The organism is Psychrobacter sp. CAL346-MNA-CIBAN-0220 (assembly GCF_040309805.1).
Lineage (GTDB): Bacteria > Pseudomonadota > Gammaproteobacteria > Pseudomonadales > Moraxellaceae > Psychrobacter.
On record NZ_JBEOPF010000001.1, the window covers coordinates 172,508 to 199,081 of the forward strand.

Genomic DNA, 26,574 nt, shown 5'->3' on the forward strand with positions numbered 1-26,574 from the left:
TTATGAGTGCATGGGTGTTTTTAAATAGCCCTCGACTAGTGATGACAGATCGATTTTAACACCCAAATTAACCAAGTTCCAATACTGTCCAGATACAGTACGATCCAGCATCATAGTAGTGGCTGAGGGCTGAAATTGGCCAAAGTATTTTAAAGATGTGCGCATTTGGGTAATGGCTTCATGATGCACTTGGCTGGTTGCAAAATCAAAGGCACCCTCTTGATAAGGGGCGATAGATAAGGGCTTGAGACCGATGGAGAGCCATTTTTCATAAAACTCACCGGGAATATTCGTATTATCATCACGGCGGACATCAAGAGCAACCAAGTCTTGCTCCAGTGCAGTCACATCGCCTTTTACTGCATGCTGAGCAAAACGGCGAAACAGCTGTACTTCACTATCACTATAGCTGCGAGTACCGCCAAAGTCATAGGCAATGACGCTACCATCCGCAAGAAAAGCAAAGTTCCCTGGATGGGGATCACAGTGCATCCGATATAAGCCAAATAGCTGTCCGGCGCTAAAATGAAACAGGCGCTCAGCAATTTTTTGCTTAATGTCATTGTCCCATGTTGCCGCGACCGCCAGCGTTTCACCCATCTCTTCAGTTAAGGTTAATACGCGCTTAGATGAGTGACTACTGATCACCTTTGGAATAATAAGTCCTTTATCGCTGACGTGAAAGGCACCAAATACCCGTAAGTTATGCGCTTCTTTAATATAATCAAGTTCATCATGTAAGCTTTGGCGAATCTCGTTGAACAGCTGTTCTTGTAACTCCCGGCTCATGTTGAGAACCCCTGCAATTTTGAGTGCCATACGTACTTGCTTAAGGTCGCTATCACAGTTTTCATCGACACCAGGGTATTGGACTTTGACCACTACCTTTTGGCCAGAAAGCAAAGTAGCCTTGTGGACTTGCCCGATAGAAGCAGCAGCAAAAGGAGTTTCATCAAATTCGGAAAATAATTCACTAATAGGGGCTTTAAGCTCACGCTCCACTTGTGCGCGTATCTGTGCATAAGGCATAGGCGGTGCATCTTTTTGCAATTTTTCAAGAGCGGTGGCGACCTCAGGCGGGAATACATCTTTATATTGTGAGGCAATTTGCCCTACCTTCATGACTGCGCCTTTCATTTCACCCAACGTTTCGGCTATTTGAATGCCCACGTCTTGCATCAGCTCAGAGCGCGCTTGGAGACGCTTTTCCTCGTCACTAGAGAGATGCTTTAATGAGTTTTTGGCCGCCTTGCCTGCAATACTTGCAGTCATACCAGCGAGTTTCATAAAGCGTTTTCCGGACGATTTTGCCATTTATGTCACCGTGTATTGGTTTATTTATTAAGTTGTTCTTCATAAAGCCTATTTTTCTGTAAAGGCTATTGACTATAAATACTATAGATTATAAATGTTATTAGGTTATCAATGTACAGACTATCTATAACTTTTATATTTTTATCAAGGCTTATTTAAATCAAGTTTTAATTATCCGCCAAGTCTTTACAGTATAAATGAGTCAGCCAATAATCTAATGCCATCTGATACCCTAAATGTCCCAAACCGCAGATAACGCCAACGGCGACATCACTCAAATAAGAGTGCTGCCGGAAAGATTCGCGCGCGTGCACATTGGATAAATGCACTTCGATAAATGGCTTTTGTGTTGCCAGCAGTGCATCGCGTAGCGCGACCGACGTATGTGTAAAAGCCGCAGGATTAATAATAATAGCGTCTACTTGAGCTGGCGCTTCTGTAAGTAAACCATAATGCTGAATATCATCAATAAGTTTGCCCTCATGGTTGGACTGAATACAAATCATTTCAATACCGTGCTTAGCGGCGCAGGCAGTCAGATGCGCCTCAATATTTGCAAGTGTCGTATGACCATAAATTTCAGGCTCACGCAAACCGAGTAGATTTAGATTAACACCATTGATAAGTAATAGTTTACGCGTAAGAGGGATATCTTTTTCTGAACAAGTGGTCATTATTGTTGTGGTTGACTGAGAAGAGGGACTCATAGGTTTCTCTATAAATATAAAATTTAATGGGGATTGGGAATTGTTAAACTTTTAATAAAAATTATAAGGCTTTATCATAACAGCTTGATTGCTACGTTATAAAAAAATTACAGGAAAAGCGGACCTAACCATTAAAAATCATGTTAAATAACTTTGTGTTACCAAAAACCCGTGCTATGATAATTTTTAAGTAATAAATCTTACAAGTTTGTTACTAATACTGTTTAAAGGTTTTATAAAACAGTATTACGCTATCAGCGACAGGGCAATGCCACTAGCCAATGCGGCTAAAGCAGGGTCGTTTCCCTTGAGAGAAGCTTTCATCAACTAGTAAAGCAAGTGTCACCGTAAATCTCAACTGCTTGTATTTAAGTAAAGATGTTTAAATTCTGACTTCATCATTTTAGACCCCTTTTATATGCAATGTTGCAAAGCAATTCGGGGCTAAGCGTACTTTTTAGGAAGCAATATTATGTCAGCTCGTGAGCAAGGTATCGTTAAATGGTTTAATGACTCAAAAGGCTTTGGTTTCATTCAACGTGATAGCGGAGAGGATATTTTTGTCCACTTTCGTGCAATCCAAGGAGACGGTTATCGCTCTTTAAAGGATGGCGAAAAAGTCGAATTTAGTGTGGTTGAAGGCGACAAAGGACTACAAGCTGAAGAAGTCAGAAAAGTAGAAGAGTAATCAATAGCGTCATTATGGCAGTTTAGTTATAATGTCTGTACAAACTACTGATATACTACTGAGTCAAGCCCGTCTTATCCTACCGACGTTGATTTTATCGCAGCGTACTCGGTGAGAAATAGACGTTAGGCTTGGCTTTTTTTTATGCTTTTTAATTTTGCATAGCGATAATCATTTGGATTCATTCATTTTTTGGCTTTTATTTTTAGGTCTTCATTTATTTGTCTTCATATATATTGGACTAACGATACAAGCTATGCTAAGGCTTATCATTAGTCTACTATTGCTTAATAGACGAGCAGTTAATATACAAGGATAATTTTTTGAGTAATTTTAAGACATTCACTGATTTGCCACTCTCAGCGCCGACATTACGCGCGGTCAGTGATTTAGGTTTTACCGAGTTGACCGCCATTCAAGCGCAGATATTACCGCATACCCTGGCACATCAAGATGCCATTGGACAAGCGCAAACTGGTACGGGTAAGACCGCAACATTTTTAATTACCATTATGGAGGCTTTGCTCAAGCGTCCTTTTGCTACTGATGAAGAGCGTTATTTAGGGGAACCACGTGCCGTTGTTATGGCGCCAACACGTGAGCTTGCGCAGCAGATATTTGATGACTGTATCGAGCTGACCAAATATACCTCGCTACATAGTGTCTGTATCATGGGTGGTACTAATTATGAGACCCAACAGCATGAGCTTGAGCGTCAATACGTGGATATCTTAATCGCTACGCCTGGTCGTTTGATTGATCTGATGCATAAAGGTATGGTTTATCTCGATCGTGTGGAAGTACTGGTGTTAGATGAAGCAGATCGTATGCTAGATATGGGCTTTATCCCCGATATTAAGCGCTTAGTTGGCCGGATGCCGCCCAATACCGATCGTCAAAGTTTATTGTTTTCAGCAACTTTTAACCAAGATGTGATGAATCTTGCTTATCGCTGGTTACATGAGCCCCAGTTTGTTGAGATTGAGCCAGAGCATAAGACCAGTGAATTGGTCGATCAGCATTTCTACTTGCTCACAGAAGATCAGAAGTTAGAAGCTTTGCAGCGTATTATTAGTGATAAGGCAGTGGACAAAGTTATCGTTTTTGCCAATCGTAAAGATCAGGTCAAGCGTCTTTATCATAAGCTGCGCCAAGCGCATAAAATTGTGATGCTATCAGGTGATGTTATTCAGCAAAAACGCGAAAAATATTTGCAACGCTTTAAAGAAGGCCATGCTTCTATTTTGGTGGCGACCGATGTCGCAGGGCGTGGTATTCATGTCGACGATATTAGTCATGTAGTCAACTATACCTTACCTGATCAGCCAGATGATTATGTACACCGCATTGGTCGTACGGGTCGTGCTGGAAAAACTGGGATAAGTATTAGCTTTGTCAGTGAAGATGATGCTTTTAATATACCGGCGTTAGAAAAGCACTTAGACACTAAGTTCACCCTTGAGCAGTGGCAGCAGTAGTTAGATATAAGTGGTTATCGTAAACCAACTATTATTATGTCATGTTGCACCTAAAAGCCCTCAACGTTATGATTAGCGTTGAGGGCTTTTTATAGCTTTCAGTCATCTAATATTCACTAGTTAGCATGCTCCATCGTAGTCGATTCATTACTACCCATATTATGCATACTGTGATCCATGTCTTGATTCATAGTAGTGTCAGTATCAGACGGCATAGGCATAGAAGTGTGGCTGCTATGATCCATCGGTGCTGCATCGCCATGTCCACCACCATGCATGCTTGCCATAATCATAGGTACGACAATAACTGCCAGTCCTGAGATCATCATTATAGCGCCATTCATTTGTCGTAAACGCAAGCGACCGATTTGATTACGTAACCAGCCGACGGTCTCATGAGTGGCGACTAGCATGGGAACGGTACCCAAACCAAAGGCAAACATCAATACCGCACCGGTCAAGGGGTCATGTCCAACGACGGCAATCAGTAGCGCTCCGTAAACCAGCCCGCACGGTAAGAACCCCCATAACAAGCCGGCTGTCAGCGCACGTGGGAAAGTTGTGAGCGGAAAGACCTTTTTGCGTAGTGGCGCAAGCACTTGCCAAAAGCGCATTCCAAAGCGTTCGAGCTTCGTTAAGAACGGCGCGCCAAGCATTGTCATACCTACAAATACTAATACCAAGCCCAACAGAATACGCGGCGTACTGTTACCCATCATTAGAGGTGCCAGAACAGTGGTACCAATCAAGCCTGCAATCAAACCCAAAGAGGCGTAGCTGAGCAAACGTCCAAGATGATAGGTGGCTATTAAGCCACGGCGCTTGGCAGGACTGACATCTTTCATAGATAGTCCAAATGCTGCTACCAGACCACCACACATACCTAAGCAATGCGGTGAACCAAAAAATCCCATTAATAATGCCGCAACGAGTAAGGCTGTGGTCATAGGGAATATCTCCTAGAATGAATAGCGAAATGTAAACTAATTTTCTATCGTTGATGACTTATTAAGTATGCCAATAGCTGCGACAGGTCACGGATACGTAACATAGAAGATCAAGTCTATATCTTTGGGGTGTCATCAGTATCAGTACGATTAATCGTATCTGTTTCGATGTTGTCCCCTGTTACCTTATCAACTGCGTTATTAGGGGGTGTATCATCAGGGTGATGAGCAGTATCTAAATGCTCATGAGCTTGAATAGTTTGCCGGCGTTCTTGACGGTCATCTAATATAATGCGCTGTGAGGCATTGTCTAGGTCTTCAAACTGGTTGGATTTTACTGCATAACGTACTGCCCAAATAGCCACCACAAACAGCATTAAACTTAATGGAATTAATAAAAATATGCTGAGCATGACAATCCTCTTTAATGACAGTTTTTCGTATTTATGGTTATTTATTATACGCTTATTATGGACAGATTAAATGTACCGAATAGATTATAGGGTTTAATGCCTTATCAGTACTTATTAATTGAAGGTCTTAATAGCTTTGCCTCTTGGGGTCAATAGCTGCTGAGTGCTGATATCTTCGGCACGGCGACAGTCTAGTTGCGGTCGCAGTACATCACGAAGGTAGGCAGCTATTTCATAGACGGCACGTCTTGAGTGACTTAAGTTTTGTGCCGGTTCGCTCCAGTCACGTTTGACGGGCAGAGGCGCATTAATCGGGGTGCTATTGATACCATTTAGAGCAAATTGCCGACGAGCCCGTGCCATGTGATAACTATCGGTAACTAGATAGACGTGACGTAGCGCAACGCGTTTAGCGGTAAAACGTGCATTTTCACAAGTATTCATACTGGCGTTTTCGCTGATCAGCTCATCAATACCATGCTCGTTGAGCCACTGACCAAGCCAAGGGGATTCAGCGCCGCTTAACACGATAGGAAGTGGCAGGTCGTGATACGCTGTAGCAGCAGTACGGACACGGTTTAAGCTATAAGGATTAAGAATAATTTGATTATTGTTGTCGTTGGTGAGGCCGCCACCGAGGATTACGTAGGCAGTTGGTGGTGAGTTTATTGCTGTTTCTGGTATCTCAGGTAAGGGAAGATGATATAAAACATAAACGACTGTGCGTGAAAACAGCGGCGTGAATAGACTGAGCAGCACCACAATAATAATCGTTGAGCCCAGTAAAAAAGTTATATTTATAATTCGAAATACTTTAAGCATACGCTCAGCTGATCGTAGATAGTGTCGCCATAACCGTTTAGACCACATGCTTGCCATGCCCAATTGTACCGTTAGCGTTTACCCAAACCGGCTCACGCGATAAGGTAATAGAAAATTTTTTATAAATGCATGCCACAATGTAACTCTGTGCTTGTTCAACATCGTCTTGCGTTGCTTGATAGGGCGTATGGTTAGTTAGCACCAAGGCTTGCTGTTGATGGGTAACAATGGGCTCAATGCCACCACCTTTTAAACCTGCTTGTTCGATTAGCCAACCTGCCGCGACTTTAACCATTAATTCTGGCATAGGGTAGCCGACGATATTAGGGTAAGTGGCTTGTAGCGCTATAAATTGATCTTGACTAATGATAGGATTTTGAAAAAAACTACCACAATTAGGTAGCTGCTTAGGATCTGGTAGTTTTTGCTGACGAATATCAATAATGGCATGCATCACATCAGCAGGTGCTGGTTGTAAGCGTCCTTGCTGCTTAGCATAATCTTGCGCGACCGTTTGTACATCGCCATAACTCGCTAAAATCTTCGCCGGGTCAGTATGCAGACGAAAGCCCACGCGAGTAATAAGCCAGGTATTTGGCGTGCGTTTGAAAATACTATCACGATAGCCAAACTCGCAGTCCGCCGCTAATAAATGATGCCACGTTTTGCTGGGCAGATGATAAGCACGCACATACTGCAAACAGTCTTCTAGTTGAACGCCATAAGCACCAATATTTTGTATGGGCGCCGCCCCAGTCAATCCTGGTATGAGGGCTAAATTCTCTAGCCCATACCAGCCTTGGTTGACGGTATAGACAACCAGATCATGCCAGTTTTCACCAGCCATCACTTCAAGATCCACATAATCCTGCGTCTGATTGGTGATCATGATGCCACGCAGCTGTGGTCGCAATACGATAGCATTTAATTGCGCTGGCAATAATACATTGCTACCACCAGACAATACAAATAATGGCCGACTTTGCTCCCGATCTGCTATATCACTAGCCATAAAAGCATCAAGCTGCGCCTCATCCGTCAACGTTACAACGCAGTCAGCAACGCATGCTAGCGCCATGGTATTCTCATGTGACAGGTCATACAATGAATGATGTTGGACACTAAGATCAAGGCGCAAAGCTGCAGTCATAAGGCGGCCTGTTCGGTAAATAAATAAGAATTAAAGCGTTCGTTATTATAGGGTATACACCCTATAAAAGTGGATAAAAAATGAGACTTTTTAGCAGACTACTAAACGTCTACTTGTGGCTATTAATGGGAACTATAAATGCTTGCGACATCACGTTATAAACGCTACAACTGCCTAATTTAATTCGTTTTCCAGCTTTCAATCCAAGCTTGTGCACTTGACTCGATGCGCTCAATCACTTCTTCAAATGCGTTACCATCGCCTTGATAAGGGTCGGGTACGTCATCACCACCATAGGTCGGATCTTCTTCGCTAAATAAAGCAAGTTTCGCTAACTTTTTTGTTGAATCAGGATTATCTGTTGAGTCAGTAATGCTGTCTTTGATTAATTGTAGATCCGCTAGGTTTTGGGCATCCATTGCCAAAATCAAATCAAAGTTGCGAAAGTCATCCGTATTGACTTGACGCGCAACCAGCTTACTAATGTTATAACCATGAGATTTGGCATGGCGCTGTGCTCGTACGTCGGGAGCGTGGCCAATATGCCAGTCTCCAGTACCTGCTGAGTCTACTTTCATTGAGAGTCCAGCAATGGCCACTTGCTGACGAAAGATCTCTTCGGCGGTAGGTGATCTGCAAATATTGCCCAAACAAACCAACAAAACAGAGGATGGTGTAGACGCTTTGATCAACATAGTATGACCTTTTATGACAACTTATAACAACAAAAAAACATGCTATAAGAGCCCGGCATTAGTAATGCGGCTTATGAGCATGCAAATGGATAAATTAGCGACTAGCGTAACTGCTAACACTGCAAATGGCAAGGATAGAGACTAACCAATAAGGTCAATAACGTCAGTAACAATGTAGACATCTATCCTGCTACTTAATTAATGCTTTGAGTCAATTTTTCGAGATCATTTAGTCTTGATAGCTTTATTCTTGATTATTCTTAAAGCGCTGTAAATCACGGCGCTGCTTCTTATCAGGCTTGTTATCAGGGCGGGCAAGGTTGGCAAGCTTACGCTGATCGGCATAATAGGCACGGCGCTCTTCGCTCTCCTCGGTTTCTGAATATAAAACTTGCGCGGCGCTGGCGTTACCACGCTGAGCTGTTAAGGCCTCAACAACGACGGTTTTTTCAGTCATCGCTGTCGCTGAACCTTGGCGAATGGTTAGCTCATCTCCGACCGCAATCTCTTTACTGGTCTTGACGCGGCTACCACCATAATGTACTCGTCCGCTCTCGATAGCTTGCTTAGCCAAGGTACGCGTCCGATAAAAACGCGCTGCCCACAGCCATTTGTCGAGGCGGATTTTGACTAGGGCGTTGGGTGTATCGTTAGTTTTACTCATCAAAACCTCATCAATAGATTATGGTATTAATAGTGCTTAACTCATCGATTAAAAGAGTGATATTAACTCATCGTATTGCTTAATTATTTAAAAATAGATTAATAGCTTTAAAAGCAGCAGTCAATTTTGTGGAAATTACTATAGTAAAGCTAATAACAAAATTGACTCTCACAAGGTATTCCATCATTATTACCATCCATTTTTGTATTAGGACAGTGGTTTATGAAGTAGGTTGCCTCCTCACATGACGTCATCTGCGAGCAATGCATCCTACCATCACAATTATAACTCTGGTTGTTCAATGAGGAAGCGCTTACCCCTAATTCATCAACTGTTTCATAAGCAGTATTGTATGTCGGCGGAATGTCAAAATCATCAGTCGCAGTCTCTTTTGCTTGAAAATTTTTATAACCATACAATGCTAAAAATAGTAAAGCCGCAATAATAAAGATATTTTTCATAAAATCTCAACTACAAAGCAAATAACACCGAACGATACACAAACTTATCCAATCAGTTTTCATTGCAAACTTTACTTCAAAAACAGCTGATAACCAATATTATCATTAACGGTGATACAGTCATAACCGATATCAAGTAGCGCATCTTGTAGCAAGCGCGAGTTGCTTTCAGACGCTTGTAAGCCCACTAATACTCGACCTTCAGCCGCGCCATGATTGCGATAATGGAATAAGGTAATATTAAAATCATCACCGAGTTTCTCTAGGAAGGTTAATAATGCGCCAGGACGTTCTGGGAAAGTAATTTTTAGTAATTGCTCATTTTCTACGTGGGCATGGCCACCAATCAGATGACGAATATGAGATTTAGCAATATCATCATCCGTTAAGTCATGTGCCAGATAGCCATCAGCAGTCAGCTGATCACTTATCGTTTGGCGTTCTTTATCGCCCTCTTTTAAGGCAATCCCGACAAATATCGCCGCAGGATCCATAGAGTCGGGTGACTGTTGATTGTCCGCACGGTAGTTAAATTCGGTAATATTACGTCCATGCAAGCTGCGGCAGAAGTTTAAGAACGCACCTGTCTGCTCAGGAATAGTCACCGCAAAGATTGCTTCTTTTTTCTCACCAATCTCAGTACGCTCGGCGATATAACGCAGCCGATCGAAGTTCATGTTCGCGCCGCAAATGATACTCACACAGTTTTTACCTTGTAAGTCATAAGCCTTGATATATTTTTTCATACCTGCAACTGATAATGCCCCAGCTGGCTCTACGATGCTACGATTTTCTTCAAAGACGTCTTTAATGGCAGCGCATACTTCGTCGTTGGTGCAAGTAACAACCTCAGGCTCAACTACTGGACCTGAGTTATCGCTTTTTTGCATACGGATGACGTCAAAAGGTATTTTACCAATTTGTGCGACCGCCACACCATCGACAAATAAGCCCACTTGCGGCAAGCGTACACGCTCATTCGCTGCAAGAGCGGCTTTCAAACAGGCGGCTTCTTCTGCTTCTACTGAAATGACCTTAACATGCGGCGCCACTTCACCTAAGAATGCCGCCACACCTGCGATTAGACCACCACCGCCAGTTGCGACAAAGACGTAATCCATATCGCGCCACTGCTGGGTCAGCTCGAGTCCGATGGTACCTTGTCCGGCAATCACCAGCTCATCATCATAAGGAGGGATAAAGGTTAAGCCTTCACGCTCGGCAAGTTCGATTGCGTAGCGGTTGGCCTCATCGAAGCTGTCGCCATGCAAGTCAACATTACCGCCGAGCGCTTTAACCGCATCGACCTTGATATCAGGGGTAGTGGTTGGCATGACAATAATATTCTTTAGCGATAATTTTCGCGCAGAATAAGCGACACCTTGGGCATGATTGCCTGCTGAGGCACAAATAACCCCACGCGCTTTTTGCTCATCACTTAATTGACTGATACGGTTATAGGCACCACGTAATTTAAATGAAAAAACTGGTTGTAAATCTTCGCGTTTAAGACGAATGTCATTAGCAAAACGCTGGGTCAGCTTTGGTGCAGGCTCAAGTGGGGTTTGGATAGCAACATCATAAACAGTGGCTTGCAAAATAGCTCGTACCCAATGTGACAGCATAATGGTTCCTAATTTAGGTGATAAATAAATAGGTGATAGATTAAGATAAAAACGAAATAGATCAGCCTATGCTGATTTTTGTCATCTTGCAAGACACAATTGCAATTTTCGTGAGCGCTTATAGGGTGCTATATAGTTTATCAGTGGTTTCATCATAAAAAACTGCTTATGAATATGGTCTAAATAGCGGCTAAATTAGAGTTGGCATTGTACTGACATCCGTTATAGGCATCGGTTATAATGATCGCGCATTTTGACATTTTTTCACATTGCCAAGGATTTACGATGAGTGATCAGCACGCACAAAAGCAAGCCGCTGCCAAAGCAGCTCTACGCTATATCGAAGATGACATGATACTGGGCGTAGGAACAGGTAGCACTGTGAACTGTCTGATTGAGTTATTACCCACACTGCGACTGGCAGGTGCAGTTGCCAGCTCACAAATCACTGAAGATAAACTAAAGGCACTGGGTATTGAGGTGATCGATCTAAACTTTGCAGGGACGCTTGATGTCTATATTGACGGCGCCGATGAGGTTAATGGGCATTTGCAGTTGATTAAAGGTGGCGGCGGGGCACTCACTCGCGAAAAAATCGTTGCGGCTGCCTCTAATAAGTTTGTGTGTATGGTTGATGACAGTAAAATGGTCGAGAGTCTTGGACGTGACTTTCCGGTGCCAATTGAGGTGTTACCACAAGCGCGTTCTTATGTGGCGCGGCAGTTGGCACAGTTGGGCGGTGAGCCGGTATATCGTGAAAATTTTGTTACCGATTACGGTAATGTTATCTTAGATACTTACGATTTAGATGTCAGTAATCCTTTAGCGCTTGAGCAACAGCTGAATAATATCGTTGGCGTGGTATGCAATGGTATTTTTGCCGCCAATCAAGCAGATATTTTGCTAAAAGCAGGTAGCGATGGGGTCAAAGTATTAACGCGTTAACTTTTCATAAAATGTTTGAAGTTCAAGATGTTTGAATGAGAAAAAGGCAGATTACCAACGTAACCTGCCTTTTTTAATGCGTCAATTTTTTATGATACTGTCTTTAAATGCCTGTCTTTAAATAACTTTTGCATATAGTGAGCACTAAATAAAATAGCTACGGAATATAAAATCGCCTAGTTCGAAAAATTATCTCGCTTGCTGTACGGCTTCGCCACTCCAAAGACTTTAAAAATTTCTCTAGGTAAGTGTTATCTGCTTTAACATTGAGTAACTAACTATACTACCTTCACTATGTAGGCAGTTTTATCTTGTCTTTTAATAAAAATTCCATCAATGCCTTCTGTGCATGTAAGCGGTTTTCAGCCTCATCCCAGACTACAGAACGCGGATCATCGAGCATATCGTGAGAGATTTCTTCGCCGCGATGGGCCGGCAAGCAGTGCATAAATACCACTTCTGGATCAGCTTTGTCTAATAGTGAAGGCGTTACTTGATAGGGAGCAAAGCGGCGGGCGCGGGTATTTTGTTCCGACTCTTGCCCCATACTTGCCCAAACGTCAGTGACAATTAAGTTTGAATCTTTCGCCGCATCTTGTACATTTTCGACCAAACTAACGCAGTGCGAAAAGCGCTCCATAAGCGCAGGGTCTGGCTCAAAGCCATAAGGCGCAGCAACACGTAGCTCAAAGCCAAATTGATGTGCTGCTTGCATAAAGGATGAGCACATATTGTTGCCGTCACCGACCCACGTGACGATTTTGTTTTCGATACTACCGCGGTGCTCGTAGTAGGTCTGCATATCAGCAAGCAGCTGACAAGGGTGAAACTCGTCGGTTAGCGCATTAATAATTGGTACACTTGAATATTCCGCAAAAGTTTCAACTTTTTCGTGCCCAAAGGTACGAATCATAATGATGTCAACCATGCTCGATATCACCCGTGCTGAGTCCTCTAAAGGCTCACCGCGGCCAAGTTGAGTGTCATTTGGCGATAAAAATATCGCGCTACCACCGAACTGTCCCATACCAGTCTCAAAAGAGATACGGGTACGGGTGGATGATTTCTCAAAAATCATACCCAGCGTACGGCCAACAAAGGGCTGATAAATCTCGCCAGCATGCTGCATTTGACGCAGTTCGCTTGCGCGTTTGATAAGGGCTTCTAGTTCTTGTTTGGTTAAATCCGATAAGGTCAAAAAATGGCGCAAACTCATAGCAAACTCAGCAGTCGATCACAGTCAATGAAACGTTATCAGCCGTCAGTGGCGCTAGGAAAATGCCTAGATTATGGTGACAACAAACTTTTAGTATAGCGTAATTACTTTCAATGTAAACGCCCAATTTTGCCAAAAGTTATGCGATGTAAGCGCAGTTGTTAAACGATCAACTACACTTGAGTACGCTCTGGCCGCGCGCTCAGTCGGCATAGTAGCTCATAGCCGGTAGTGCCGGCATGGACGGCCACCTCATCAACGTGCGGCATGACACCCCACAATATGACTTTACTATTTAAAGCGATATCGGTAGGAGCTTGGCTGATATCAATGACAATCATATCCATCGCCACCCGCCCACGAACAGGGCATACGTAGCTTTGGTTGCTATTGGTATCGATGACGCAGACATAAGCATCCCCGTTTATCACGCGCGGATAGCCATCACCGTAGCCAATACTGACTAGCGCAGTTTTAGTCTCTTGCTTGGCAATCCAACCGCTACCATAGCCGATAGCATCACCAATATTGACGGTTTGAAAGGCCATAATTTGGGCGCTAAAATCCATAGCAGGCTGCAAGTTTAAATCAGCTGCACTTTGGTCAGTAACCGGAGAGCTACCATATAACATAATGCCGGGACGTACCCAATCGTAATGGTTGCTTGCAAAGTTTACGATACCTGCTGAGTTGCAGAGTGACCCTTGTATATCGGGGCTAATAGTATTTTTTAGATAATTTATCATATCGGCAAAGCGTTTTTTTTGGACAGTGTTTAACGGATGGTCACGGTCATCAGCATTAGCAAAGTGAGTAGCAAGAATCAGCTGATAGCCAGCATCATGGAGACGTTGGGCAGCTAGAATAAGCGCCTCGTCGTTAAAGCCCAAACGGTTCATACCGGTATTGTATTTTATCCAAATTTGCCGCGTCGGATTGTCCACTGGTGGCACGTTTTCTAATGCCCAGTCCAACTGCGGTGTATGATGAATCACACAGCTAAATGCATTATTGATAGCCTGTTGCCACTCGCTGGCGCTAAATACGCCCTCGATTAAGCCAATGGTTTTATCCCAGCCTAATTGCCGCGCCTCTAGAGCTTCAGCGAAGCTTGCGACGCCAATACCATCTGCTTGTTGCAGTGCAGGTAATACTGTTTTGATACCATGACCGTAAGCATTGGCCTTTACCATGGCTAAAACTTTGGCGTTGGGAGCAAGTTTTTTAACTTGATTTAAATTATGAGTGAGGGCAGTTGGGTTAATGGCAATTGTGGCAGTACGCATAGGTGATTTCTTTATTAGCAGGGTTTTAAAGCTACTGATTAGTCAAAGCTATGTTTATTAATAGCGATTTACTATCAACAGCGACTCATTGTTAAAGGCTACTTATTATTTACATTTATTCGTCATCAAAGCTAACACCTTGATAATATTCAGGAGTGAGATTGGTAAATCGAGTAAATTGCCCTTCAAAGGCCAAACGTATGGTACCGATAGGTCCATTACGCTGTTTTCCGATGATGATTTCAGCCACGCCTTTATGGTCTGAATTTTCATTATAAACTTCATCACGATAGATAAACATAATCAAATCGGCATCTTGCTCGATAGCGCCGGACTCACGTAAATCTGACATAATAGGGCGTTTATTAGGCCGATTTTCCAAGCTACGGTTAAGCTGTGATAGGGCAATGACCGGACATTCAAGCTCGCGTGCCAGCGCTTTTAAACTGCGTGAGATCTCAGAGATTTCCCCGACGCGGTTACCATCAAGGTTGGGTACTTTCATTAGTTGCAGATAATCCACAATAACAGCGCCTAAGCGTCCATCATGGTTTTTGGCGATACGGCGGCAACGTGAGCGCATCTCAGATGGTGGCAGCGCGGTACTATCATCGATATATAAATGCTTCGATTGCAAGTGTTGAATGGCGTTCATCATCTTCGCCCATTCATCCTCATTCATTTGTCCTGAACGCAAATGGGTCTGATTAATCGCACCCCAAGAAGATAGCAAACGCATAACAATAGATTCCGCTGGCATCTCCATCGAAAATACCACTACCGGCAAGTCTTCATTAAATAAAATCCCTTCTGCTAAGTTCATCGCAAAGGTGGTTTTACCCATCGAAGGACGAGCGGCCACAATGACTAAATCACCGGCTTGTAGACCTTGGGTTTTATTGTTAAGTTCGGCAAAAGGCGTCTGCAGACCAATCATGCCATCAGGATTGGATTTAAGCTCTTGAATCTTGTCAATAACGTTGGTCAACACCGAAGTAATTCCAACAGGGCCACGTTGCTCAGCACGCTTATTATGCTGCTCATTGATGCCAAATATTTTGGCCTCAACACTATCCAAAATGTCACTGACCGATTGATCTTTAGGATTATAAGCTAAAGTCAGCATATCGTTACCGGTCGTTATCAGCTGGCGCAAGGTAGACAGCTCACGTACGCGCTGAGCGTAGGCCGTCAGGTTAAACAGAGTCGCTGGGCTTTGGCTTAAAATATCAGCCAAATAGCTGTCACCACCGGCACTTTTGAGTAGCTTTTGGGCCTCAAGCCAGTCATGTACCATCACTGTGTCATACGGTTCATTTACTGCTGCCAAATGAGCGATACCCGCAAAAATATGCTGATGCCGCCCGGCATAAAAGTCGTCTTTGGTGACGATATCGGCAATCTTGTCATAGGCCTCTTCGATACTCATCAAAGAAGCCAGTAGCGCCTTTTCAATATCGATATTGTGCGGGGGCTGCTGATTGAGTAAGTCGTCGGTTTTGCTGGTATCTGCCATGAGTGCCTAAATAGTTATAATGTTCTGAGGATAGTTACAAAAGTCAGCGGCGCTGCTAATCGAGATATAGCCAAGCATAAATAATATTGTCACTGTCTATGCTGTCTGGCTATTACTGTAACTGTATAGTGAGCGACATGTTATTGAAGAACGCATGGTAAATCTACCAAAGAGGTACCAAAACGTGTCTTAATTTCTAGCTGGTTGATGCTACAATCAAAAGCGGAAGTTTAACACATTATGTGCTTTTTTCGGATGCTATCAGTAACTATCTATGTATTCGCCAGTCGCTTCACAAGTACGAATACCCAGTTAAATGGCAAATTGAAAAATTGCAATATTAATAAAAAATACAATAAAACCTAATATTATAAATAATAAATAAGGACGATTATACTATGCAAAAATTACCTCTACTACTTACTACGGGCGAGCCTGCTGGCATTGGGATGGATGTGGTGTTGCTTTTAGCACAAGAGGGCAAGTTGCAAGATTTTGCACGACTTATTTGGGTGACTGCTGATGCTGAAGCTATGCAAGCGCGTGCCGAGGCGTTAATTGCCGCTGGTGTATTATCTGTTTGTCCCACTTGGCACACCATAGAGTTGCAAGGTGATATTACTAATACTATAACTCATATCTCACAGCAGCATATCGATGCAGAAAATAACGCATTTATATTGCTTGATATGCCCTGCGGGGCACCTGTAGTTGCAGGTCACATTGATATCAATAATGCCGTGATGGTCGCGCAGCAATTAGAGTTCGCCCATCAGCTTGCTACAAATCATACCGTGGCGGCTATTGTCACTGGCCCTCTACAAAAATCTGCGCTTATTGATGCTGATATCAAGCTATTAGACGGCACTATGTTTAGTGGTCATACCGAGTTTTTTATGCAGCAAAGCAACTGTAATAAAGTAGTAATGATGCTCGCCAATCAAGCTATGAAAGTAGCGCTGGTGACCACTCATTTAGCCTTGAAAGATGTACCTGCCGCTATTACTAAAGATAATGTTCGGCAAACGGTGCAGATAGTCCTTGATGATATGCAGTCGAAGTTTGGCCTTACAAAACCGCGAATTTTAGTTTGTGGCCTTAATCCGCATGCCGGCGAGGGTGGGCACTTAGGCCTAGAGGAGATTGAAATTATCAATCCGGTATTACAAGAATTTATTGCTGCTGGAGTAGATATTTCAGAAGCAATGCCAGCGGATACTTTATTTACCCCAAGACACTTAAACAATTGTGATGCCGTTATTGCGATGTATCACGATCAAGGGCTACCAGTACTTAAATCGCACGGTTTTGGTGATACGGTCAATTTAACGCTAGGATTGCCTTATATTCGTACTTCTGTCGATCATGGGACGGCACTTGATTTGGCAGGGCGTAGTGGCGCGAGTGCCACTAGCTTATATCAAGCATTAGTGATGGCCAATGAGATGGCAAACAAAGCACTGCCATTTTCATAAGTCATAGCGCTGTTATTAGAGAAAATATGGCAACTTTGCATAACGATATTAATAATGCGATTGGGCAAAGATAAACGAATGATTGTACGCGCTGGTGAATGCTAGGGTTAAGGGTTTTTTACTACATAGCTTTTTTATTACTTTGTTATGAGGTTAAGAGTGTTAATTTTTTGGCTGGGCTATAATTAACTATATAAATAATTAATCGTATCGCTAAAATACAGCCTGATTATAAGCTATGGTATAATTTTGAATTGATAACAAAACGGCAAGAGTACTGGCTGATTCGTGCCTGTAGGTCATATTATTAAAGTGCGGCTTTTTTTATAGCGCTATTCTGCCGTTTTACCGGCCCATTTATTATTTTATTTTTCATTGATGATAAGAATTATTTATGTCTACACCTTCGTTTGACGCTCAAACACTCGCTGCTAGCTTGCGAGCTTCCAAACATCAACCACGTAAACGCTTCGGTCAAAACTTCTTACATGACGGTAGCGTTATTCGTGAAATTGTTGATAGTATTCATTTAGACCGTTCTGATAATTTGTTAGAAATTGGTCCGGGCATGGGGGCGTTGACTGAGCCGCTACTGGCTGAAGTTGATGCCATGACTGTGATCGAGCTGGATCGTGACTTGGCAGATAGTTTACGTATTCGTATCGGTGCTAACAGTCATCCTAATTTTACGATTATTAAAGCCAACGCGATGCATGTCGATTATCGTGAGCTGTATAGTACTGAGCGCGGCAAGCTACGCGTGGTGGGCAACCTACCTTACAATATCTCCACGCCAATACTATTTCATCTACTTAGCTATGCAGATGTTATTCAAGACATGCACTTTATGCTACAAAAAGAAGTGGTCGAACGTATCACTGCCGACGTTGGCAGTAAGACCTATGGTCGCTTGTCGGTCATTATGCAGTATCACTGCGATACTGACTACCTCCTGACTGTCCCTAGAGGTGCCTTTAATCCACCACCTAAAGTCACTAGTGCTGTTTTTCGTCTCACCCCGCATGAGAACAAACCGATAGTAGCAGAAGATGAGCAATATTTTGCCATTGTAGTACGTGAGACTTTTAACCATCGCCGTAAAACGCTACGCGCCATCTTCAAGAAATCCACCTTGCTACCGACATTGAACGAAGATGATTTTGCCGCTTGTAGTATTGATCCACAAGCACGTCCAGAAACGCTCAGCGTTAGTGACTTTGTGATGTTAAGCAATCACGCTAAGCATTTAGCGGTCTAAGCGTATTTTTTAGTAATTATCGATAAGTTAGTAACTTCAACAGTTGAGACATTATGAGTTTTCGCCACCAATACGTTATCGGTGACTTACAAGGTTGCTATGCTGCTTTTCGTCAATTACTTAAGACCTTGGATTTTGACCCCAGCCAAGATAAGTTATGGTTTGCTGGGGACTTAGTGGCGCGCGGTGAGGACTCGTTAAATACCTTGCGCGATGTCAAAGCTTTGTGTGAGCAAGGTGCAGCAGCGACTGTTCTTGGTAATCATGATTTGAATTTGCTCGCAGTGTGGCGCGGGGCGATTAAGATTAAGAAAAAAGACAAGACGGCCCCGATTTTTGCTGCAGGAGATAGTGATGAATTACTGCAATGGTTACGCCACCAGCCGATTCTAGCTTATCCTGATGCGCATACGGTATTGGTACATGCTGGTATTCCGCCGCATTGGTGTTTAGATGACGCTGCTGGCTATGCTCAGCAGTTAGAGGCGCAATTGCAAGGCAGCTTAAAGCAGCTTGATCGCATACTACCGCATTTGTATAGTAAAACGGCAGATGATTGGAATGAAAATATTAATGGCTTTGTTAAGATAAGAGCGATTGCCAATTATTTTACCCGCATGCGTTTATGTAAGCAGGATGGATCGTTGGAGTTTAGCTTTACCTCCACTCTCGATGAGGCGATGCCCGATGACTTTTTACCTTGGTTTGCATGGCAGGTGCCACGCGAACGTAAGATACTATTTGGGCATTGGGCAGCGCTGAAAGGTGAGGTTGATTTGCCCTATGCTCGTGCGCTTGACGGTGGCTGTGTTTGGGGCAACTATCTATTGGCTTATCGATTAAGTGATGGCAAAGTCATTACTTCAAGTGCGCATTGTCCTACGCCATAACCATAGTAATTTTTTTATAAATACATACAAAAACCGCTTCAACCTACCATCAAATTAATGGGGTAGGTTAGGCGGTTTTTTGGGTTTTGGTAAGGGCGTTTTTGCATCTCCCGGCGCTTTGCTATCGGAACTTGGCTTATTGATTGTATTGGCAGTGGTGTCCAGCGTTTTGGTTGCTTTATCGTACTGAATGTCATCAGTATAAGGCACGCTGTTTAGCGCCTCGTCTATCAGACCATCATCCAAATCAACAACCTTTTTAGAGGATATTTTTTGTGTTACTTGTCCTTCACGGCCGCTTATTTCAGAGTTAGTATTATTATTTCTTGGCTGATTGTCATAATGTATATCAGTGGTCGCCTGTGCGCTCTGCGCATGAGCTTGCATGGACTCTGGTAATATTTTAACATCAGATAGCCGTCTAATAACATAATTGCTAGGCAGCGGCTTACCTCCTTTTTGTGCTGAGTTGTCCTCAAAAATCATATGCCCTTGGCTATCGATGCGCGCGTACTTCATCGGTTTATCGCGTGGCCAAAAGAAATCGGTCGGGTGATGAATAATGTGGCTAAAAATCTGTTTGGTAAGACGGCTCCATTCAAAGAATCTGACCTCTTTAGAGCGTAATGCCACAAATAGGGCCAGTGAGAAGCTGACCATTAAGTTGACCATGCCGATCAGCGCAACCCCCAGGATAGACAATAAAATGACCTCCCAACTCATTTGTGTGGCTGAGAGATTAAACAGTCCATGCGCCAAATTTGCCGAAGCAAACGCAATATGGCGAATATCAATTGGTAAGCCAAATAAGTAACCGATAGTGGCGGTACTGCCTAAAAATACCCCGAATAAAAAGTTGCCCATAATCGCGCCAAGATTGGCTTCTACAAAGCCACCTAAACGTTGCAGCCATGATTTGGGTAATAAATACTGTAGTAGCCGATGGCGACGAATTCGCGCACCAATATGATTATAAACGGCCAAATTATCATAGTACCCGGCAATAAGACCGGATAAGAACAGATAAACCCCAGCAATGGCTGCGTGCGGTAGCGCTAATGAGCGAAAGGGATCCAAGTCATGGAGAAGGTGCGCCGCCTTCTTCGTATCAACCATCGGCGCTCCTGTATATTGCAGCCACGCAAAGGAGATAATCAGCGCCACGGGTATCGCAACCATAATATTACCCATAATAGCGATGAACTGAGTCCGTAAGATATCGACCACCAGTTCTGATAGCTTGGTGAGCTGGTGCGATTTTTTACCGGAACCATCTGAGATGGTCGAAGCGATAGCAGCAGCGGTCATCGCCGGCTGCTTAGTTGCTACTGTACCGTGGATAACATGGATAAAAACGAAGCCTAAGCCATAAATCATACTGTTTATAAACGCTCGTCCCATTGGCGCCAGCGCTAAATGATAAGCCAATATTTTAGTAGTGGCCATAAAGGCAATCACAAAGCCACCAATAGAGGCTTTTCTAAACATTTTGTGATAGCCCGCTTTATCAGTACTGATATAGTGTTCACCAACGCGGCTAGCGTTTTCGGTAACTTTGCGTGATAGTAGTTTGGTGTTATTATCAATCAAATAACCGATGCTATAAAGGCGATTAGCAGACGTAATCAGCGTCTGAATCAGCTCAATTATGGCGCGATCGCGTTTTTGAGAGTCATCTGAAATCAGCTGAGTTAAAATACGCATGCGTTGCAAACTTTGATCGAGACGCAGCATCATATTGGTTAGGCGGATGGAAATACCGGTTTTATAAATACGCTTGCGCACGGTAGCAACGATGTCTTCACATTGCTCCAGCATGACTAATAATGGCGCTGGGTTAACCGCTTGCTCAGGGGTAATATCGGTTAAGTTATCTAGCTCGTGTTCCTGTCGGTATTGGTTGACGAACAAGACTGCTTCTTGGTTTTGCGCTACAAAAGACGCTGAGTAGTTCAATATTTGCGGATAGGCTTCCATTAAGTGCGGATGCAGACCAATACCAGTGATACGATAAGACAAAATAACAATGGCGTTTAGAATACTATTTTTTGCCGTTGCCACCAGATGTAGGTGTGCTTCTTTTACTTTGAGTAATGCAACTAAGGCATCCCACTTGTTTTTATCAATGTTGGCAAGCCAGCGTTCATCTTGACGCTGGTCAAATAAATTACCCATCATTTCAACGACAGAGCCTTCTTGTGGCAATAAAGGTAAAAATCTGTGACCAATTAGGCGGCGAAGGCTACTAAAAAAACCCTCATCTGACATGATGCCAGTATCGGTATATAGGGCGATTTGGCGATACTCAATAATAAGCTCTAAAACAAAGCTTGCCAATCCATCAGCATATTCTGGATGCTGATATAAAATATCAATGAGCATTTGAATTTTTTCATTAGCAAGTTCTGGCTCTTTTTCGGTGACTCGCAGCTCATCGATTAAGCGTTTAAGCACCGAGGGATCAGGTACATCACTTAAGGCAGTAATCTGCTGTAAAATGCGTTTTATCTCTGACACATTGTACCCTTTCTCATAGTTATTCTAGTCGTTGTTATTATTTAATGCGTATCATGGCATGGTTCTATGGCATAGAGCTAAGTGTTAGTACGTTTGCTTTTCAACATTATTTTGAGTTATTTTAATCTGAACGGTGTGTAGATGGTCAACTATTTTGTTAGTAGTTGTTCTGCTAGTAGTTATTTTTTGGCACAAAAAAGGACAGTAATCAGACTGTCCTTTTTTATTATCTCATTGTAAGTTATTTAATAATCACTTAGCTTGCAGAAGCATTAAAATAATCAAGATCGAAGTTCATCATCGGATCGCTACCGGCTTGGACCATCTGTGCATGCGCATCAATACGCGGTAGGATGCGACCAACGAAGTAATCAGCAAGCTTGGCTTTATTAGTATAAAACTCGCCTTCTTTACCATCTGCGGCTTCTACCATCATAGCAAACATGTAGGAGTAGCAGAGATAGCCGAATGCATGCATGTAATCAACTGCACAGCCATTAATTTCGCTCTTACGCGTGCTGATATTGGCAAGGACGGTCTTGGTTAATTCTTCAACCGTATCTGCAGCACCTAATGTCGCTTGCTTGATACCGTGGTCTGCTTGCATGGCGTTAATATAATCACGAATCTCACCTAAGAAATTGGTGACATATTTACCGTTATTACGGGCAACTTTACGGCCTAATAAGTCAAGCGCTTGAATACCGTTTGCGCCTTCATAAATCTGAGCGATACGGGTATCACGAACGATTTGTTCCATACCCCATTCACGCACATAACCATGACCACCGAAGACTTGCTGACAATCAATGGTTGCCTCTAAAGCTTTGTCGGTTAAGAACGCTTTAGCAACTGGGGTTAATAAGGCCACACGGGCAGCGGCAACTTGAGCCACTTCAGGATCAGTGCTAAATTTTTCGGCGTCGAGTTGTTTGGCAACATACATCGCAAAGCAGCGTGAGGCTTCAGAGTTGGCTTTGGCATTTAGCAGCATACGGCGTACATCGGCATGGTGAATGATGGCATCCGCTGGTTTTTCAGGGCTTTGAAGTTGCGTATCGCTACGACCTTGGGCGCGATCAACGGCGTAAAGCGCGGCATTTTGGTAAGCAAGTTCAGAGCCACCAAGACCTTGTAAGCCCATCGTCACGCGCTCATAGTTCATCATGATAAACATAGAGGACAGGCCGGTATTTTCAGCCCCAATCAACCAGCCTTTGGCATTATCAAAGTTCATGACACAAGTAGCAGAGGCTTTGATACCCATTTTATGCTCAATGGAGCCGACTGCCAGTGTATTGCGCTCGCCTAAGCTACCATCTTCATTAACCAAAAATTTTGGCACCACAAACAGTGAGATACCTTTAGAGCCTGCTGGTGCATTTGGGGTTTTTGCTAAGACTAAATGAATAATATTTTCTGTTAAATCATGCTCGCCGCCGGTAATAAAAATTTTGGTACCAGAAATATTAAAGCTACCATCATCGTTAGGAACGGCTTTAGTTTTGATGATTCCTAAGTCCGTACCCGCATGGGACTCAGTCAAGCACATGGTACCTGACCATTCACCAGAATACATTTTTTCTAGATACATCTGCTTTTGCTCTTCTGAGGCAGCAGCATTCATACAAAGAGTCGCGCCAACAGTAAGGTTGGGGTATAAAGCAAAAGATTGGTTGGTAGTAAAGATCATCTCTTCGGTCAGCATAGTGACCATTTTTGGAAAACCTTGTCCGCCGTACTCAGGGTTACCACCAAGACCAACCCAGCCTGATTCAGCGTACTGCTTATAGGCTTCCTTAAAACCTTCAGGAGTAGTGACGACACCATCACCTTGAAAGATCGCGCCTTCTTCATCGCCACTGCGGTTGATGGGTAGCAAGACATTTTTGGATAATTTTGCCATTTCTTCTAAAATCATATCGACGGTTTCCATATCGACATGAGACAAATTTTCATTATTTTGCCAAAACTCATGGGCTTTAAAGACATCCGTTAAGATAAAGCGCATGTCATTAAGGGGAGCATTGTATACAGACATAAACATTCCTTTGATTCAAAAAAATAAATTTATTGAGGTTTCTAACTTTTTAGCTTGATCTTAACGATTAATGACTAAAGTTTAGCAAATTAGAGACTAACCTTGTGTATATCTTCGTGAATTATGCGTACACCAAAAGTCCATAAGTACACTTGTAGTGTGTAAATAAAACTTGATTAATAACGTTGCCAATCAAGACAGGCTAATAAAGGTGAATAAACACAACTAACATTGTTGAGACAATTTTTGCCATAAATCATAGAAAATAAAATCGGCAACATATCTGAATATGTTGCCGATCATGAGGGTATTGAACAATTATGGTGATAACCAACAGTAATAATTAGCAGTAGTAATTACAAGAAGTGCTTAATTATTCTATTCATTAAAAAGCAAATTGATCGACATCCATACTCATGTAAGGTTCGACGCCAGTATCGATACGCTGTACATAAGTGGTTGTACGCGGTAGCAATTTGGCAAAATAGAACTGTGCGGTTTTGATTTTAGCATCGTAGAAAGCTTGTTCGCTGCTGCCATCAGCAATAGCGGTTTGCGCGACTAGTGCCATACGTGCCCATAAGTACGCTAGGGTAACATAACCACTAAAGTACATGTAATCAACAGCTGCGCCACCTACTGCTTCAGGGTTTTCAGTCGCTTGCATACCAATACGCGAAGTCAAATCACCCCATTCTTTGAGGTGCTTGGCAAGTGGCCGAATAAATTGACCCATTTGGTCATTGTCTTTATTCTCATCGCAGAACTGTTGAATAACCTGGACAAAGTTTGCGAGCAATTTACCTTGTGAGCCTAAGACTTTACGGCCCAGTAAATCAAGCGCTTGAATCTCAGTGGTACCTTCATATAAGCAGGCGATACGGGTATCACGGACGTTTTGCTCCATGCCCCATTCGCTAATATAGCCGTGACCACCATAGACTTGCACGCCATGGTTTGCCGCCTCAAGACCAGTTTCAGTTAGGAAGGCTTTAGCAATTGGCGTCAGCAATGACAGCATTTGATCGGCAAATTCAAGGTCATCGCCGGTGCCTTTGGCAACGGTATCGACAAAGTGTGATAGATAGTACATCAGTGCGCGGCCGCCTTCTGCAAAGGCTTTTTCGGTCAACAGCATGTTGCGCACGGCAGGATGGACGATAATAGGATCAGCGACTTTATCCGGCGCTTTGACCCCTGATAAGGAGCGCATAGCAAGGCGATCTTTAGCATAAGATAATGATCCTTGGAACGCATATTCTGCTGCCGTTAAACCTTGAAGTGCGGTACCGATACGTGCGACGTTCATAAAGGTAAACATACACTGTAGGCCGCGGTTCTCAGGGCCAATCAAATAGCCGATAGCGCCATCGAAGTTCATCACACAAGTAGAAGAGGCTTTAATGCCCATTTTGTGTTCGATAGAGCCGCAAGCAAGTTTATTATTATCACCTAAGCTACCGTCTTCGTTGACCATTACTTTGGGGACGATGAATAATGAAATACCTTTAGTGCCTGCAGGCGCGCCAGGTAGACGGGCTAAAACGATGTGAACGATATTGTCAGTCAAGTCGTGCTCGCCAGCTGAGATAAAAATCTTTTGACCGGTGATGCGATAGCTGCCATCGTCATTGGGCTCAGCTTTAGTGCGGGTAATGCCTAGATCGGAACCCGCATGTGCTTCGGTAAGACACATGGTTCCTGACCATTCACCGCTGACCATTTTTTCTAAATAGGTCTCTTTTTGGCTATCCGTACCGTGATGTTCGATGGTTTGAATAGCACCATGCGACAGCCCAGGATACATGGAGAATGACCAGTTGGCGGTGCCTACCATCTCATTAATGACCGTAGATAATGAGAATGGCATATTTTGCCCACCGAATTCTTCTTCAGCAGATAAGGCTGGGAAGCCAAGTTCGCAATATTGCTTATAAGCTTCTTTAAAGCCCGCTGGCGTGGTGACTTTGCCATTATCGAAATGACAGCCTTCCGCATCGCCGCTTTGATTGAGTGGCGACAGCTCATTTTCAGCGAAGCTTGCCGCCATCTCAAATAGACTGTCCATCAACTCGCGATCAGTTTCTTGAAATTCTGGGATATTCTTATAATGGCTTTCACTATCAAGTAGCTCATGCATGACGAATTTGATGTCGCGTAGAGGGGCTTTATACTGCATAACTTCCTATCCTTTTTTGGAATATGATATTTAGCATGACCGAGTGTCAATCTTGCAAGCGCCTGTCTTTAAGCACTTTTCTTTAAGCGACTTTTTTAATGGACGGTGCAATGTATTCTCGGGTCATATTTACCCATAAAAGATAGGTGTTCGCAGGAAATTATACAAGTTTAGTAGTGACACTGATAAGTCATGAACCTCTCTTGCATCGGTTATACAATCAACGTTGGGAAGGGATAAGTTGTCTTCAAATATAGTGAGAAAAATGATCTGAAAGGTAGGCAACA

General features: G+C 43.2%; 21 protein-coding genes and 1 pseudogene. 6 read left to right on the top strand and 16 right to left on the bottom strand.

The genetic code is table 11. From position 1 onward, the window contains the following. Both AAEY88_RS00665 and aroQ read right to left on the bottom strand, forming a co-directional pair. Entirely contained in the window at positions 1-1,314 is a 1,314-nt protein-coding gene (locus tag AAEY88_RS00665; RefSeq protein WP_350557685.1) for an AarF/ABC1/UbiB kinase family protein, read from the bottom strand. A 167-nt stretch (positions 1,315-1,481) separates the two neighbouring features. Then, positions 1,482-2,021: a type II 3-dehydroquinate dehydratase gene (gene aroQ / locus AAEY88_RS00670; RefSeq protein ID WP_407074377.1), complete on the bottom strand. Its 540-nt coding sequence runs from the start codon at positions 2,019-2,021 to the stop codon at positions 1,482-1,484. 472 nt (positions 2,022-2,493) lie between these two features. Between aroQ and AAEY88_RS00675 the strand changes: the two genes are divergently transcribed. Both AAEY88_RS00675 and AAEY88_RS00680 read left to right on the top strand, forming a co-directional pair. Continuing rightward, entirely contained in the window at positions 2,494-2,709 is a 216-nt protein-coding gene (locus AAEY88_RS00675) for a cold-shock protein (RefSeq protein ID WP_011513806.1), read from the top strand. Positions 2,710-3,032: 323 nt separating this feature from the next. Next, positions 3,033-4,187 carry a DEAD/DEAH box helicase gene (locus AAEY88_RS00680; protein WP_350557687.1) on the top strand — a complete coding sequence of 385 codons (1,155 nt, stop codon included), beginning with the start codon at positions 3,033-3,035 and terminating at the stop codon, positions 4,185-4,187. A gap of 116 nt (positions 4,188-4,303) precedes the next feature. Here the strand turns inward: AAEY88_RS00680 and AAEY88_RS00685 are convergent, their stop codons facing one another. The 8 genes and pseudogenes from AAEY88_RS00685 to ilvA all read right to left on the bottom strand — a co-directional run bounded on the left by AAEY88_RS00685 (position 4,304) and on the right by ilvA (position 10,964). Continuing rightward, positions 4,304-5,134 (bottom strand): sulfite exporter TauE/SafE family protein, encoded by an 831-nt coding sequence (locus tag AAEY88_RS00685; RefSeq protein ID WP_350557688.1) that lies wholly within the window; start codon positions 5,132-5,134, stop codon positions 4,304-4,306. A gap of 116 nt (positions 5,135-5,250) precedes the next feature. After that, positions 5,251-5,547, bottom strand: a complete 297-nt coding sequence (gene ccoS, locus AAEY88_RS00690) for a cbb3-type cytochrome oxidase assembly protein CcoS (RefSeq protein WP_350557690.1) — start codon at positions 5,545-5,547, stop codon at positions 5,251-5,253. Positions 5,548-5,661: 114 nt separating this feature from the next. After that, positions 5,662-6,426, bottom strand: coding sequence for a YdcF family protein (locus AAEY88_RS00695; protein WP_350557692.1), 765 nt, complete (start codon positions 6,424-6,426; stop codon positions 5,662-5,664). Further along, the gene (gene murB / locus AAEY88_RS00700; RefSeq protein ID WP_350557694.1) at positions 6,407-7,519 is read right to left on the bottom strand and encodes a UDP-N-acetylmuramate dehydrogenase; all 1,113 of its coding nucleotides are present in this window, start codon (positions 7,517-7,519) and stop codon (positions 6,407-6,409) included. Before murB ends, AAEY88_RS00695 begins: the two co-directional genes overlap by 20 nt. A gap of 179 nt (positions 7,520-7,698) precedes the next feature. Then, entirely contained in the window at positions 7,699-8,214 is a 516-nt protein-coding gene (locus AAEY88_RS00705) for a low molecular weight protein-tyrosine-phosphatase (RefSeq protein WP_350557696.1), read from the bottom strand. A gap of 244 nt (positions 8,215-8,458) precedes the next feature. Next, a complete protein-coding gene (locus tag AAEY88_RS00710) occupies positions 8,459-8,878 on the bottom strand; it encodes a S4 domain-containing protein (RefSeq protein WP_350557698.1) in 420 nt (139 codons plus the stop codon). 149 nt (positions 8,879-9,027) lie between these two features. Next, positions 9,028-9,165, bottom strand: a pseudogene (locus tag AAEY88_RS00715) (excalibur calcium-binding domain-containing protein); the annotation flags it as partial. Positions 9,166-9,410: 245 nt separating this feature from the next. Further along, positions 9,411-10,964 (bottom strand): threonine ammonia-lyase, biosynthetic, encoded by a 1,554-nt coding sequence (ilvA, locus tag AAEY88_RS00720; RefSeq protein ID WP_350557700.1) that lies wholly within the window; start codon positions 10,962-10,964, stop codon positions 9,411-9,413. Positions 10,965-11,249: 285 nt separating this feature from the next. Between ilvA and rpiA the strand changes: the two genes are divergently transcribed. Beyond that, a complete protein-coding gene (gene rpiA, locus AAEY88_RS00725) occupies positions 11,250-11,909 on the top strand; it encodes a ribose-5-phosphate isomerase RpiA (protein ID WP_350557702.1) in 660 nt (219 codons plus the stop codon). A gap of 292 nt (positions 11,910-12,201) precedes the next feature. Here rpiA and argF read toward each other — a convergent pair whose 3' ends face one another. The 3 genes from argF to dnaB all read right to left on the bottom strand — a co-directional run bounded on the left by argF (position 12,202) and on the right by dnaB (position 15,927). After that, positions 12,202-13,125: an ornithine carbamoyltransferase gene (gene argF, locus AAEY88_RS00730; protein ID WP_350557704.1), complete on the bottom strand. Its 924-nt coding sequence runs from the start codon at positions 13,123-13,125 to the stop codon at positions 12,202-12,204. Positions 13,126-13,298: 173 nt separating this feature from the next. Then, positions 13,299-14,411 carry an alanine racemase gene (gene alr, locus AAEY88_RS00735; protein WP_350557706.1) on the bottom strand — a complete coding sequence of 371 codons (1,113 nt, stop codon included), beginning with the start codon at positions 14,409-14,411 and terminating at the stop codon, positions 13,299-13,301. A 115-nt stretch (positions 14,412-14,526) separates the two neighbouring features. Continuing rightward, the gene (gene dnaB / locus AAEY88_RS00740; protein WP_350557708.1) at positions 14,527-15,927 is read right to left on the bottom strand and encodes a replicative DNA helicase; all 1,401 of its coding nucleotides are present in this window, start codon (positions 15,925-15,927) and stop codon (positions 14,527-14,529) included. A 398-nt stretch (positions 15,928-16,325) separates the two neighbouring features. Between dnaB and pdxA the strand changes: the two genes are divergently transcribed. The 3 genes from pdxA (at position 16,326) to AAEY88_RS00755 (ending at position 19,550) form a co-directional block, all read left to right on the top strand. Next, a complete protein-coding gene (pdxA, locus tag AAEY88_RS00745; RefSeq protein WP_350557710.1) occupies positions 16,326-17,402 on the top strand; it encodes a 4-hydroxythreonine-4-phosphate dehydrogenase PdxA in 1,077 nt (358 codons plus the stop codon). Between the two features lie 394 nt (positions 17,403-17,796). Continuing rightward, positions 17,797-18,660, top strand: a complete 864-nt coding sequence (gene rsmA / locus AAEY88_RS00750; protein ID WP_350557712.1) for a 16S rRNA (adenine(1518)-N(6)/adenine(1519)-N(6))-dimethyltransferase RsmA — start codon at positions 17,797-17,799, stop codon at positions 18,658-18,660. 53 nt (positions 18,661-18,713) lie between these two features. Then, positions 18,714-19,550, top strand: coding sequence for a symmetrical bis(5'-nucleosyl)-tetraphosphatase (locus AAEY88_RS00755; protein ID WP_350557714.1), 837 nt, complete (start codon positions 18,714-18,716; stop codon positions 19,548-19,550). A gap of 54 nt (positions 19,551-19,604) precedes the next feature. On the opposite strand, the gene AAEY88_RS00760 is transcribed toward AAEY88_RS00755, so the two are convergent. From AAEY88_RS00760 to AAEY88_RS00770, 3 genes are all read right to left on the bottom strand, one after another. Next, complete coding sequence (locus tag AAEY88_RS00760) at positions 19,605-22,067, bottom strand: site-specific recombinase (RefSeq protein WP_350557716.1); 2,463 nt, start codon at positions 22,065-22,067, stop codon at positions 19,605-19,607. Between the two features lie 256 nt (positions 22,068-22,323). Further along, on the bottom strand, positions 22,324-24,108 hold the full coding sequence (locus AAEY88_RS00765) for an acyl-CoA dehydrogenase C-terminal domain-containing protein (RefSeq protein WP_350557718.1): 1,785 nt from the start codon (positions 24,106-24,108) through the stop codon (positions 22,324-22,326). Positions 24,109-24,493: 385 nt separating this feature from the next. After that, positions 24,494-26,287 (bottom strand): acyl-CoA dehydrogenase C-terminal domain-containing protein, encoded by a 1,794-nt coding sequence (locus AAEY88_RS00770; protein WP_350557720.1) that lies wholly within the window; start codon positions 26,285-26,287, stop codon positions 24,494-24,496. Positions 26,288-26,574: the final 287 nt, after the last annotated feature.